Origin of the sequence: Enterobacter sp. JJBC (assembly GCF_036936505.1) — a bacterium.
GTDB lineage: Bacteria > Pseudomonadota > Gammaproteobacteria > Enterobacterales > Enterobacteriaceae > Enterobacter > Enterobacter hormaechei_C.
This window is the reverse complement of sequence record NZ_CP136935.1, coordinates 3,291,998-3,305,108: the sequence shown is the minus strand read 5'-3', so window position 1 is coordinate 3,305,108 and position 13,111 is coordinate 3,291,998. Positions and strand designations below refer to the sequence as shown.

The 13,111-nt window shown below is 59.9% G+C and carries 12 protein-coding genes; 9 read left to right on the top strand and 3 right to left on the bottom strand.

Annotation, left to right across the window (positions count from 1 at the left end; translation table 11 throughout):
* Positions 1-4 precede the first annotated feature (4 nt).
* Positions 5-1,462, top strand: coding sequence for an NADH-quinone oxidoreductase subunit NuoN (gene nuoN, locus RY075_RS15855; RefSeq protein ID WP_003861500.1), 1,458 nt, complete (start codon positions 5-7; stop codon positions 1,460-1,462).
* A 163-nt stretch (positions 1,463-1,625) separates the two neighbouring features.
* On the opposite strand, the gene RY075_RS15850 is transcribed toward nuoN, so the two are convergent.
* Positions 1,626-2,630, bottom strand: a complete 1,005-nt coding sequence (locus tag RY075_RS15850) for a chemotaxis protein (RefSeq protein ID WP_003859465.1) — start codon at positions 2,628-2,630, stop codon at positions 1,626-1,628.
* Between the two features lie 64 nt (positions 2,631-2,694).
* The gene (rbn, locus tag RY075_RS15845) at positions 2,695-3,612 is read right to left on the bottom strand and encodes a ribonuclease BN (protein ID WP_050871398.1); all 918 of its coding nucleotides are present in this window, start codon (positions 3,610-3,612) and stop codon (positions 2,695-2,697) included.
* Between the two features lie 71 nt (positions 3,613-3,683).
* Here rbn and RY075_RS15840 point away from each other — a divergent pair, with 71 nt between their 5' ends.
* From RY075_RS15840 to menE, 8 genes are all read left to right on the top strand, one after another.
* Positions 3,684-4,148, top strand: a complete 465-nt coding sequence (locus RY075_RS15840) for a GNAT family N-acetyltransferase (protein ID WP_023314583.1) — start codon at positions 3,684-3,686, stop codon at positions 4,146-4,148.
* Positions 4,149-4,198: 50 nt separating this feature from the next.
* Positions 4,199-4,504: a stress response protein ElaB gene (elaB, locus tag RY075_RS15835; RefSeq protein ID WP_017693006.1), complete on the top strand. Its 306-nt coding sequence runs from the start codon at positions 4,199-4,201 to the stop codon at positions 4,502-4,504.
* A gap of 86 nt (positions 4,505-4,590) precedes the next feature.
* On the top strand, positions 4,591-5,886 hold the full coding sequence (gene menF, locus RY075_RS15830; RefSeq protein ID WP_338627832.1) for an isochorismate synthase MenF: 1,296 nt from the start codon (positions 4,591-4,593) through the stop codon (positions 5,884-5,886).
* A gap of 88 nt (positions 5,887-5,974) precedes the next feature.
* On the top strand, positions 5,975-7,645 hold the full coding sequence (gene menD, locus RY075_RS15825; RefSeq protein WP_338627831.1) for a 2-succinyl-5-enolpyruvyl-6-hydroxy-3-cyclohexene-1-carboxylic-acid synthase: 1,671 nt from the start codon (positions 5,975-5,977) through the stop codon (positions 7,643-7,645).
* Positions 7,642-8,418 (top strand): 2-succinyl-6-hydroxy-2,4-cyclohexadiene-1-carboxylate synthase, encoded by a 777-nt coding sequence (gene menH / locus RY075_RS15820; protein WP_232967285.1) that lies wholly within the window; start codon positions 7,642-7,644, stop codon positions 8,416-8,418. The genes menD and menH overlap by 4 nt, the downstream gene beginning before the upstream one ends.
* Entirely contained in the window at positions 8,415-9,272 is an 858-nt protein-coding gene (gene menB, locus RY075_RS15815; RefSeq protein WP_023314580.1) for a 1,4-dihydroxy-2-naphthoyl-CoA synthase, read from the top strand. Before menH ends, menB begins: the two co-directional genes overlap by 4 nt.
* Complete coding sequence (gene menC / locus RY075_RS15810; protein WP_032659632.1) at positions 9,272-10,237, top strand: o-succinylbenzoate synthase; 966 nt, start codon at positions 9,272-9,274, stop codon at positions 10,235-10,237. The genes menB and menC overlap by 1 nt, the downstream gene beginning before the upstream one ends.
* Positions 10,234-11,595: an o-succinylbenzoate--CoA ligase gene (gene menE, locus RY075_RS15805; RefSeq protein ID WP_048210164.1), complete on the top strand. Its 1,362-nt coding sequence runs from the start codon at positions 10,234-10,236 to the stop codon at positions 11,593-11,595. Before menC ends, menE begins: the two co-directional genes overlap by 4 nt.
* On the opposite strand, the gene RY075_RS15800 is transcribed toward menE, so the two are convergent.
* A complete protein-coding gene (locus tag RY075_RS15800) occupies positions 11,596-13,110 on the bottom strand; it encodes a tripartite tricarboxylate transporter permease (protein WP_338627830.1) in 1,515 nt (504 codons plus the stop codon).
* Between the last annotated feature and the right edge of the window lies 1 nt (position 13,111).

Sequence of the window (13,111 nt, the reverse complement as noted above, 5' to 3'; positions counted from 1 at the left end):
CGCCATGACAATAACTCCACAACAACTGATCGCGCTGCTACCGCTGCTGATCGTCGGATTGACGGTGGTGGTTGTGATGCTCTCCATTGCGTGGCGACGCAATCACTTCCTGAATGCGACCCTGTCCGTTCTGGGTCTGAACGCTGCGTTAGTCTCCCTCTGGTTTGTTGGCCAGGCGGGAGCGATGGACGTCACGCCGCTGATGCGCGTTGACGGCTACGCCATGCTCTACACCGGTCTGGTGCTGCTGGCGAGCCTGGCAACCTGTACCTTTGCGTACCCGTGGCTCGAAGGGTACAACGACAACAAAGAAGAGTTTTACCTGCTGGTACTGATTGCTGCACTGGGCGGCATTCTGCTGGCGAACGCGAACCACATGGCCGCGCTGTTCCTTGGTATTGAGTTGATCTCACTGCCGCTGTTCGGCCTGATTGGTTACGCCTTCCGTCAGAAGCGCTCTCTGGAAGCGGCTATCAAGTACACCATTCTGTCTGCTGCCGCGTCGTCGTTCCTGCTGTTCGGTATCGCGCTGCTGTATGCACAGACGGGTAACCTCTCCTTCCTGGCCATCGGTAAGAGCCTCGGCGACGGCATGATGCATGAGCCGCTGCTGCTGGCGGGTCTGGGCATGATGATTGTTGGCCTTGGCTTTAAACTCTCTCTGGTTCCGTTCCACCTGTGGACGCCAGACGTCTACCAGGGTGCGCCTGCACCGGTCTCTACCTTCCTGGCGACGGCGAGTAAAATCGCTATCTTCGGCGTGGTTATGCGTCTGTTCCTGTACGCCCCGGTGGGTGACAGCGAAGCGGTTCGCGTGGTGCTGGGCATTATCGCGTTCGTTTCTATCATCTTCGGTAACCTGATGGCGCTGAGCCAGACCAACATCAAGCGTCTGCTGGGCTACTCCTCTATCTCCCATCTGGGTTACCTGCTGGTGGCGCTGATTGCGCTGCAAAGCGGTGAAATGTCGATGGAAACCGTGGGTGTGTATCTGGCCGGTTACCTGTTCAGCAGCCTCGGCGCGTTCGGCGTGGTGAGCCTGATGTCCAGTCCGTACCGTGGTCCGGATGCAGATTCCCTGTTCTCCTACCGTGGACTGTTCTGGCACCGTCCGATTCTGTCTGCGGTAATGACCGTGATGATGCTCTCTCTGGCGGGTATCCCAATGACGCTGGGCTTTATCGGTAAGTTCTACGTGCTGGCCGTCGGTGTGCAGGCGGGTCTGTGGTGGCTGACGGCGGGTGTCGTTATCGGCTCCGCGATTGGTCTCTACTACTACCTGCGCGTTGCCGTGAGCCTGTACCTGAGCGCGCCTCAGCAGCTCAACCGCGATGCGCCGTCCAACTGGCAGTACAGCGCCGGCGGTATCGTGGTGCTAATCTCCGCGCTGCTGGTGCTGATCTTCGGTATCTATCCGCAGCCGCTGATTGATATCGTGCAGCGAGCGATGCCGCTGATGTAAAAACAAAAAACCCGCCTCGGCGGGTTTTTTATTGTTTTCTCCCTCTCCCCGTGGGAGAGGGCCGGGGTGAGGGCACCAGCCCGCATAGAGTAAAACATGCCCAGGGCGCTACGCTTGCAGGGCATACGGGTCTTGTAGGTCGGGTAAGCGAAGCGTCACCCGACTAAGCTAACTGCTTCCTGCTTATAAGCGGCCCTTCAATCTTCTTCATCGAGCGGTCCAGCACCTCTTCAATCACCGACGATAGCTCATTTAGCTCAAACTTCGCCACATAGCCGTCCGCCTTCACTTTGCGAATATGATCTTCGTTCGCGTTGCCGGAAAGAGACGAGTGGATCACCACCGGAATATCTTTCAGTACCGGGTCGGTTTTGATTTTGCGCGTCAGCGTAAAGCCGTCCATCTCCGGCATTTCGAGGTCGGTCAATACCAGGGCAATCTTATCGGTAACGGGGACGCCCTCAGCCTGAGCCTGCGCGGCCAACTGAGTGATTTTCTCCCACGCGTCTTTGCCGGTGATATGCAGCTGGGCCGGGATCTCCATCGCCTGCAATCCCTTCTCCAGCATTGAGCGCGCCACTTTCGAATCTTCTGCAACAATCGCGACAGAGCCAGGCTTGATGTTGAATTTGGTGGTTTCCAGATGGGTGGCGTGCAGATCGTGGTTCGCCGGGGTGATGTCGTACAGGATCTGCTCCACGTCCAGCACCATCGCCAGATCGTTGGTATCCGTCTTCTCGTCCAGGCAGGCAATGCTGGTAATGTAGCGACCGCTGACGGCAGTTTCCGCAGCATGCACCTGCTTCCAGTCCAGACGCATGATGTTTTCCACCGATTCCACAGCAAACGCCTGCACGCTGCGGGCATATTCGGTGATCAGCAGGATGTTCAGCCCGGTGGCTGGCTTGCAGCCGGCGACGGCGGCCAGATCGATCACCGGGATCACCTGGTCGCGAATGTTCACCATCCCCATCAGCGGAGACTTCATTCCCGCCGGTTTGGTGAAGGTCGGCATCGGCACAATTTCGCGCAATTTGAACACGTTGATGCCGAACAGCTCGGATTTATTTTCGTTCAGAGAGGTGCCAAGACGGAACAGCAACAGTTCAAAACGGTTGGACAGGGTCAGGTTCGCCCTGTCATCAATATCTTTCTGGAAATTATCCATTCTACCCTCAAGAGAAATGCTGGCCTTTTAATCGTTATCGGCACGCTGAGGGAAAAATGAAGGACTAAACGCTGACCTGAGCAAAATCTTCCGCCAGCTCGCATGCCGGAAATACTTCCCGACACTCTGCCAGCAGGCTTTCAGCGCCGCGGACGTCATAGCGTGAGCTGACGTGAGTAACAATCAGTTTCCGGACGCCAGCCTCACGCGCCAGCTGCGCCGCCTGACGCGTTGAGCTGTGCCCCCGGCTGTTGGCTTTTTCTTCCATCGCCGCTTCCAGCGTCGCCTCATGCACCATCACATCCACACCCCCGGCAAGCCTGAGCGCCGAAGGGCAGGGGGCGGTATCCCCAAAAATAGCCAGTTTTTTGCCTGGCTGCGGCGGCGCGAGGTAATCCTGACCGTTGATGACGCGCCCGTCTTCCAGCGTGACGGTCTCGCCGTGCTTCAGACGCTGGAACAGCGGGCCAGGTTTCACCCCATCGGCCTGCAACGCGGCGGCGTTCAGCGCCCCGGGCTTGTCATGCTCCTCAACGCGATAGCCGTAACATTCCACCGGATGGTTAAGCGGGTAAGCGCGCACCTGATAATCTCCGTCGTCGAACACCAGACCTTCGCCGATCTCCACCACCTCCAGCGGATAATCGGTCCACGAGCCGCTCAGGCGCAGCGTGGTTTCAACAAATTCCTGAATACCCGCAGGGCCATAAATGGTCAGCGGGTTAGCGTTACCGGCCATCGAACGGCTGCACAGCAGGCCCGGCAGGCCAAACAGATGGTCGCCGTGCAGATGGGTGATAAATATTTTATCCACTTTCCCCGGGTGGTATGAAGTATGCAGCATCTGATGCTGCGTACCCTCGCCGCAGTCAAACAGCCACAGCCCACCGCGGGTAGGATGCTTAAGATCCAGCAGAATCGCCGTCACGTTTCGTGAGCGGGTTGGCACCCCGGCGGACGTACCCAGAAAAATCAGTTCCATAACGCAATCAGCCCTTTGCCGAATGGGAAGGGGTTTAGTATAACGTGATGAACCCCAGGAAGGAGAAACACATGATCCAGTGGCAAGATCTACACCACAGCGAACTGACCGTGCAGTCACTCTACGCCCTGCTCAAACTGCGCTGTGAAGTCTTCGTGGTTGAACAAACCTGCCCGTATCAGGATATCGACGGCGATGACCTGGTCGGCGAGAACCGGCACATCCTCGGCTGGCGCGATAACGAGCTGGTGGCGTATGCGAGGATTCTGAAAAGCGAAGAGGAATTTGACCCTGTCGTCATTGGGCGCGTCATTATCAGTGGCCGCGCGCGCGGTGAAAAGCTGGGCTATCAGCTGATGGAAAAAACGCTGGACGCATGCCAGAAACAGTGGCCGGACAAGGCGTTATACCTGGGCGCGCAGGCGCATTTGCAATCATTCTATGGCCATTTTGGTTTTACCCCGGTCACGGACATTTACGACGAAGACGGCATCCCACACATCGGCATGGCACGCGAAGCGAAACAGGCGCAATAGCAATACGTTGTCTATAGTTACCGGACTGGTGTACTAACATGGAGAAAAATATGTCATTTCAATCCTGGGATACCCGAGTCGACGACGACCTGACGCTGCTAAGCGAAACGCTGGAAGAAGTGCTGCGCTCTTCAGGCGATCCTGCCGATCAGAAGTACATTGAGCTCAAAGCCCGCGCCGAGCAGGCGCTGCATGACGTGAAAAACCGCGTCAGTAACGCCTCCGACAATTATTACTACCGCGCCAAACAGGCGGTTTATCGTGCCGACGATTATGTGCATGAAAAACCGTGGCAGGGCATTGGGGTCGGTGCGGCCGTAGGGCTGGTGCTGGGTCTGCTGTTAGCCCGTCGTTAAGCCGGTAAACCACTCCCTACACGTGGGTACTGCTATTTATCGTCAGTACCCCGTATAATATAAGGCTTTAACAGGGAGAGGTTCGCGTGCACTCGATTTTCCTCGCGCTGCAAAGCCTGCGCACTCAGCTTGCGCAAGCATTGCCTGCTATACCCGGTTTACGCCATTTCGATGTCTCTTTCCCGTTAAACGACGCCTTCGATCCGCTGGCCTGGCTGGGTGTGCAGCGATGCTATCCTCAGTTTTACTGGCAACAGCGCAGCGGCGATGAAGAACTTGCCGCGCTCGGAAGCCTCGCCCAGTTTGATTCTCTGGCTTCGGCCTCGCGGTTTTTGCATGCCCATGACGTAGCCAATGACACCCGTATCTGCGGCCTGAACGCCTTCAACCCGGCGCAGGGCAAGCTGTTTTTACCGCGCCTTCTCTGGCGACGGTCTGGCGGGGTCGCCACGCTGCGTCTGCAACTGTGGAGCGAAACGTCGCTGCGGGAAGATGCCCGTGAGGCGCTGAATTTTGTCGATAACCTGCGCGACGCCGCGCCGATCCGCCCGTTGTCCGTGCAGATTGTGCAGGAAACCCATCATCCGGAAAAACCGGACTGGCTGGCGTTGATTCGTCAGGCGACGGATACCCTTGCTCGCGGTGATTTTAAGAAAGTGGTGCTCGCACGTGCTACAGACGTTCAGTGCCAGCAGCCCGTGAACGCCATCGCGCTGATGGCTGCCAGCCGCGCCCTAAACCTCAACTGCTATCATTTTTGTATGGTCTTTGACGCCAGCAATGCCTTCCTCGGCTCGACGCCCGAGCGCCTGTGGCGGCGACGCGGCACGCTGCTGCGCACTGAAGCGCTGGCAGGCACCGTCGCCAGCCATTCTGACGATAAGCAGGCCCAGCGTCTGGGCGACTGGCTGATGAACGACGATAAAAATCAGCGGGAAAATATGCTGGTGGTGGAAGATATCTGCCAGCGTCTTCAGCACCATACCCGGACGCTGGAGATCCTGCCTGCGCAGGTGCTGCGTCTGCGCAAGGTGCAGCATTTACGCCGCTGTATCTGGACCGAACTTAAACAGCCTGACGACGAACAGTGTCTGCATATTTTGCAACCGACGGCGGCGGTGGCCGGGCTGCCGCGACAGGCGGCCCGAGAATTTATTGCGAAAGTAGAGCCGTTTGACCGGGAGTGGTACGCCGGTTCGGCGGGCTATTTATCGCGCGATCAGAGCGAATTCTGTGTGGCATTACGCTCCGCCCGCGTTCACAACGCTGCGCTGCGTCTTTATGCGGGGGCGGGCATCGTCAGCGGCTCCGATCCTGAGCAGGAGTGGCAGGAGATCGAAAACAAGGCCGCCGGGCTGCGTTCCCTTCTCCTAAGGGATTAATACTGATTCGTGCAATCCCGATTCATATCAAAATTCTGACTTTTTCTATTATTTATACTGTGTCGCATTCTTGATACTGGACAATCTCATGTCAGTAAGTTCTTTTAACCGACGCTGGGCGGCGGTGATCCTTGAAGCCCTGACCCGTCATGGTGTCAGGCATGTGTGTATTGCCCCGGGCTCTCGCTCCACGCCGCTCACCCTTGCTGCCGCGGAAAACCGGGCTTTTATTCACCACACCCATTTTGATGAGCGTGGTCTGGGCCATCTGGCGCTCGGGCTGGCGAAAGTCAGTAAAGCGCCCGTGGCGGTGATCGTCACCTCCGGCACGGCGGTGGCGAACCTCTATCCGGCGCTGATAGAAGCGGGATTAACCGGCGAAAAGCTGATTTTACTCACCGCCGACCGTCCCCCGGAACTTATCGACTGCGGCGCTAACCAGGCGATTCGTCAGCCTGGCATTTTTGCCTCGCATCCTTCACAGACGGTCTCGTTGCCGCGCCCCACCCAGGACATTCCCGCCAGCTGGCTGGTCTCAACCCTCGACCACGCCATGAACGCACTGCGCAGCGGCGGGCTACACATTAACTGCCCGTTTGCCGAGCCGCTGTACGGTGAAATGAACGATACTGGCCTCGTCTGGCAACAGCAGCTGGGAGACTGGTGGGAGAGCGAAAAAACCTGGCTGCGCGAGCAGACGCATCTGGAAAGCGCTAAACAGCGCGACTGGTTCTTCTGGCGTCAGAAGCGCGGCGTGGTGATAGCCGGGCGGATGAGTGCGGCGGAAGGTAAGCTTGCGGCGGAGTGGGCACAAACGCTTGGCTGGCCGCTGATTGGTGACGTGCTTTCCCAGACGGGCCAGCCGCTGCCCTGCGCCGACCTCTGGCTGGGGAACGCGAAAGCGGTCACCGAGCTGGCGCAGGCGCAGATTGTCGTCCAGCTGGGATCGAGCCTGACGGGGAAGCGTCTGCTCCAGTGGCAGGCCACCTGTACGCCTGAAGAGTACTGGCTGGTGGACCCGCTCGAAGGACGCCTTGACCCGGCGCACCATCGTGGCCGCCGCCTGGTGAGCGATATTAACAGCTGGCTGGAATTGCATCCGGCGGAAAAACGCAAACCCTGGGCGGTGGAGATCCCGGCGCTGTCACGTCAGGCGTGGGAACTCACCAAAGCGCAGTGCGAGGCGTTCAGTGAAGCCGGGCTGGCGCACCATATCCGCAAATATCTTCCCGAGCAGGGACAACTTTTTGTCGGTAACAGCCTGGTGGTGCGCCTGATTGACGCCTTTTCGCAGCTGCCGGCGGGTTATCCGGTGTACAGCAACCGGGGCGCGAGCGGCATTGACGGCCTGATCTCCACCGCCGCTGGCGTACAGAGGGCCAGCGCGAAATCCACGCTGGCGATTGTGGGGGATCTCTCAGCCCTCTACGATCTCAACGCGCTGGCGCTCCTGCGTCAGGCGTCGGCCCCGTTCGTGCTGATTGTTGTGAACAATAACGGCGGGCAGATTTTCTCGTTGCTGCCGACGCCGCAAAGCGAACGTGAGCGCTTCTATCTGATGCCGCAAAACGTGCAGTTCGAACACGCCGCCGCCATGTTCAGCCTTAAATACCATCGCCCGGAAAGCTGGGACGATCTGGAAACGGCGCTGAGCACCGCCTGGCGGCAGCCTGGCGCGACGCTCATTGAGCTGGTGGTAAACGATGCTGACGGCGCGCAGAAGCTGCAACATCTGCTTGCGCAGATGAGTCACCTGTGATCCTCGCAGGCGTCTCCCAGCCAGGAAAACCAGGCTACCCCTGGCTGGTTTTCCTGCACGGTTTTTCCGGCGACTGTCGCGAGTGGCAGGCTGTCGGGGCGTCGCTGCATGACTACCCCCGGCTCTACATTGACCTGCCCGGGCACGGTGGTTCAGCGGATACGGGCGTGACGGGGTTTGCAGAGGTGAGCGATTTGCTCACGCACACCCTTTTTAGTTACAACATACTAAGATACTGGCTCGTGGGGTACTCCCTCGGCGGCCGCATTGCGATGTTCCATGCCTGCCAGCATCCAGCGGGGTTAGACGGGGTTATTGTGGAAGGTGGACACCCGGGCCTGCAAGACCCCGATGCGCGCCAGGCGCGGCTGACCTCTGACCGCCGCTGGGCATCACGTTTACGCAGTGAGCCGCTGGAGGCCGTCTTTGCCGACTGGTATCAACAGCCGGTCTTTGCCTCACTTACGGATGATCAGCGCAGGGCGCTGATCGCGCTGCGCAGCCGGAACAACGGCCCGAGGCTGGCAGAGATGCTGGAAGCCACCTCGCTTGCCGTTCAGCCTGATTTACGTCCCGCGCTCACCGCGCGTGATTTTTCTTTTGACTATCTCTATGGCGAACGTGACGGGAAGTTTGCAGCTATCGCCGCTGAACTTAACGCCACGCGTCATGCTATCCCTCACGCCGGACACAACGCCCACCGGGACAACCCGGAAGCTGTTGCCGCGAGTCTGGCTCAGATACTGCGTTATCGAACAAAGGACACGCTATGATCTATCCTGATGAACACATGCTTTACGCGCCGGTTGAATGGCAGGACTGCTCCGAAGGCTACACCGACATTCGTTACCACAAATCCGCCGATGGTATCGCCAAAATCACCATCAACCGTCCACAGGTGCGCAACGCGTTTCGTCCGTTGACCGTAAAAGAGATGATCCAGGCGCTGGCGGATGCCCGCTATGACGACACTGTCGGCGTCATCATCCTCACCGGGGAAGGGGAGAAAGCCTTCTGCTCCGGCGGCGATCAGAAAGTCCGCGGTGACTACGGCGGATACCAGGATGATGCGGGCACGCACCACCTGAACGTGCTGGATTTCCAGCGCCAGATCCGCACCTGTCCAAAACCGGTGGTCGCGATGGTGGCAGGGTATTCCATCGGCGGCGGTCACGTGCTGCACATGATGTGTGACCTGACGATCGCGGCGGAAAATGCCATTTTCGGTCAGACTGGCCCGAAAGTCGGCTCTTTCGACGGCGGCTGGGGCGCGTCCTATATGGCGCGCATTGTCGGCCAGAAAAAAGCCCGCGAAATCTGGTTCCTGTGCCGTCAGTACAATGCGCAGGAAGCGCTGGATATGGGGCTGGTTAACACCGTGGTGCCGATCGCCGATCTGGAAAAAGAGACCGTGCGCTGGTGTCGCGAAATGCTGCAAAACAGCCCAATGGCGCTGCGCTGCCTGAAAGCGGCCCTCAACGCCGACTGTGACGGTCAGGCGGGCCTTCAGGAGCTGGCAGGTAACGCCACCATGCTGTTCTATATGACCGAAGAGGGTCAGGAAGGGCGCAACGCGTTCAACGAAAAACGCCAGCCAGACTTCAGCAAATACAAACGGAACCCGTAATGCGTCGCGCGCAGGTTTACCGCTGGCAGATACCGATGGACGCGGGCGTGGTGCTGCGTGAACGGCGGTTAAAAACCCGTGACGGCTTTTTCGTGCATCTCCGGCAGGGCGAGCGGGAAGGGTGGGGCGAAATCGCCCCGCTTCCGGGTTTTAGCCTGGAAACGCTCGACGAGGCGCAGGCTGCGCTGATGGCCTGGACGTACGAATGGCGTGAGGGAGCAGATCCGGCGCTGCCGGACGTTCCTTCCGCCGCGTTCGGCATCAGCTGTGCGCTGGCAGAGCTGGACGGCAGTTTACCGGACGCGGCGAACTATTGCGCCGCGCCGCTCTGTACCGGCGATCCGGATGAACTTTTCGCGCTCCTTTCCGCGATGCCTGGCGAGAAGGTGGCGAAAATAAAGGTTGGCCTGTACGAAGCGGTGCGCGACGGGATGGTGGTTAATCTGTTACTGGAAGCCATTCCCGATCTGCACCTGCGCCTGGACGCCAACCGCGCCTGGACACCGCTCAGGGCGCAGCAGTTTGCGAAGTACGTCAACCCGACGTACCGCAACCGCATCGCGTTTCTCGAAGAGCCGTGCAAAACGCGCGACGACTCTCGCGCCTTCGCCCGGGAAACCGGCATCGCCATTGCCTGGGATGAGAGCCTGCGCGAAGCCGATTTCGCGTTTGCCGCCGAGCCGGGCGTCAGGGCCGTGGTGATTAAGCCAACGCTGACCGGCAGCCTCGACAAGGTGCGCGAGCAGGTTGCGGCGGCCCATGCCGCAGGGCTGACGGCGGTGATCAGTTCATCCATCGAATCCAGCCTCGGCCTGACGCAGCTGGCGCGCATTGCTGCATGGTTAACGCCGGACACCGTTCCCGGTCTCGATACGCTAAACCTGATGCAGGCCCAGCTGATTCGCCAGTGGCCTGACAGCACCTTGCCGTGCCTCGACGTCGGGGCGCTGGAGCCATTGCGATGAGTTTTACCGACTGGCCGTGGCGGCACTGGCGCACCCGGCGTGCCGATAAACCCGCGCTGCGTTTAGACGATGTAACGCTCAGTTGGTCTCAGCTGGGCGAGCGTATCGATCGCCTGGCAGCCGGTTTTCAGTCTCAGGGCGTTGCTGACGGTGACGGCGTCATGCTGCTCGCCCACAACCACCCGCAGACCCTGCTGGCCTGGCTGGCGCTGCTTCAGTGCGGCGCCCGCATTTTGCCGGTGAACCCTCAGCTTCCCCGTCCGCTGCTGGACGTCCTCCTGCCGCAGATGACCCTGCGTTTTGCGCTGGTGCTTAACGGTGAGTATGACGGTCTGCCCGCGCTGGCATTAAGAGAGGGCGAGGGGCAGGGGGGCGTGACGTGGCGGGCAGAACGACTGGCCTCAATGACGCTCACCTCCGGCTCCACCGGTTTGCCAAAAGCGGCGGTGCACACCTGTGCCGCCCACCTTGCCAGCGCAAAAGGGGTGCTGGCGCTGATGCCTTACGGCGATAGCGACGACTGGCTGCTCTCTCTGCCGCTGTTTCACGTCTCCGGTCAGGGGATTTTGTGGCGCTGGTTACAGGGCGGAGGCCGTCTCACCGTGCGCGAAAAACAGCCGCTTGAGCAGGCGCTACAGGGCTGTACCCACGCCTCGCTGGTGCCAACGCAGCTGTGGCGACTGCTTAATTCACACCATCCCGTCGCGCTGAAAGCCGTGCTGCTCGGCGGGGCGGAAATCCCCGTTGCGCTGACCGAACAGGCGCGCGAGCAGGGGATCCGTACATTCTGCGGCTACGGTCTGACCGAGTTCGCCTCCACCGTCTGCGCCAAAGAGGCCGACGGCGCGCCGGACGTGGGCAGCGCGCTGCCGGGCAGAGACGTTCAGGTGGTAAACGGTGAAGTCTGGATCCGGGCGGAAAGCATGGCGGCGGGCTACTGGCGAGACGGCGCATTATTGCCGCTGGTCAATGCGCAGGGCTGGTTCGCCACCCGGGATCGCGGCGAGTGGCATGACGGGCGCCTGACCATTCTGGGCCGAATGGACAATCTCTTTTTCAGCGGCGGAGAAGGGATCCAGCCGGAAGCGCTGGAGCGCGTTATCGCCACGCATCCGCAGGTAAGCCAGGCGTTTGTCGTTCCGCTGGATGATGCCGAGTACGGGCAACGCCCGGTGGCGGTGGTGGAATGCGAGCCGGGCACGGATATCACGCTGCTGCCGGAGTGGGTTCAGGGCAGGCTGGCGCGCTTTGAGCAGCCGGTACACTGGCTGGCGCTGCCGTCAGAACTGAAAAATGGCGGGATTAAAATCTCCCGCCAGGCGTTAAAGCAGTGGGTCAATGCCCTGTTGAGGGGCTAATCAGCCGATATCCGGCTGCGGTTTGTGCTGGCGTCGGCGGATCCAGCGCAGCGCCGGCGGCACGACAATCACCATAATCGCCATTGCCAGCAGGATCTTCGTTACGCTGCTCTCCCACAGGATCCCCATGTTGCCGTTGCTGATGGAGAGGGCGCGGCGCAGGTTCTGCTCCAGCATTTCCCCCAGCACAAACCCTAAAATCAGCGGCGACATCGGGAAGTGCATCTTGCGCAGAATGTAGCCCAGCACGCCGAGCAGCACCATCAACACCAGGTCGAAGGTGGTGCTGTGCACCGCGTACACCCCAACCGCAGAGACGGCGGCGATGGCCGGGACCAGGAACCACAGGGGAATGGTCAGCATGCGGGTGAACAGGCCGATCAGCGGGATGTTCATTACCAGCAGCATCACGTTGGCGATCAGCAGGGCGGCAATCAAACCCCAGACGATATCGGGCTGCTCGGTAAACATCGCCGGACCCGGGGTGATGTTATAGAGCGTCAGCGCGCCCATCATTACCGCCGTGGTGCCGGAGCCCGGCACGCCGAGGGTCAGCATCGGGATAAACGAGCCGCAGGCCGAGGCGTTATTCGCCGCCTCCGGCGCCGCCACGCCGCGGATATCGCCTTTGCCGAAGCTGTCGCTGTTACCGCTCAGCTTTTTCTCGGTCATGTAGGTGATGGCGCTGGCGATAGTCGCCCCCGCGCCGGGCAGAATGCCGACGAAGAAACCGATCACCGACGAACGCAGGGTGGCACCCACACACTGCGCCCCCTCTTTGGCATTAAAGAGCATACGTCCGGTTTTACGCACCAGCGTCTGCCCGCTGCTGGTATGTTCCAGCATCAGTAAGATTTCTGAGACAGAGAACAGACCAATCACCACGACGATAAACTGCACGCCGTCGGAGAGATGAACGCTGTCGAAGGTAAAACGATAAACCCCGGTGTTGGCATCCACGCCGACGGTGGCCAGACTGAGGCCAATCAACGCAGACAAAAACGACTTCAGCGGATTCTGCGCCATCATGCTGCCGAGACAGGCGATGGCGAACACCATCAGGGCAAAATACTCGGCCGGACCAAACGCCAGCGACCACTGGGCCAGCGCCGGGGCGAAGAGGATGATGCCGCCAATGGCGATCAGGGAGCCAAAGAACGAGCTGACGGCGGAAATAGAGAGCGCCACGCCGCCGCGTCCCTGCTGCGCCATTGGATAGCCATCCAGCGCGGTCATAATGGCGGCGGCATCGCCGGGCACGTTAAGCAGAATCGAGGAAATACGCCCCCCGTATTCGCAGCCGATATAAACCGTCGCCAGCAGGATCAGCGCCGATTCCGCAGGCAGGTGCAGCGCAAAGGCCAGCGGCAGTAAAATCGCCACGCCGTTGATAGGTCCAAGGCCCGGCAGCAGGCCGACGATGGTCCCGACGAAACAGCCGATCAGGGCGATCACCAGGTTTTCCGGGGTCATCGCTACCGCGAACCCCTGAGAGAGATAGATCCAGGTATCCATA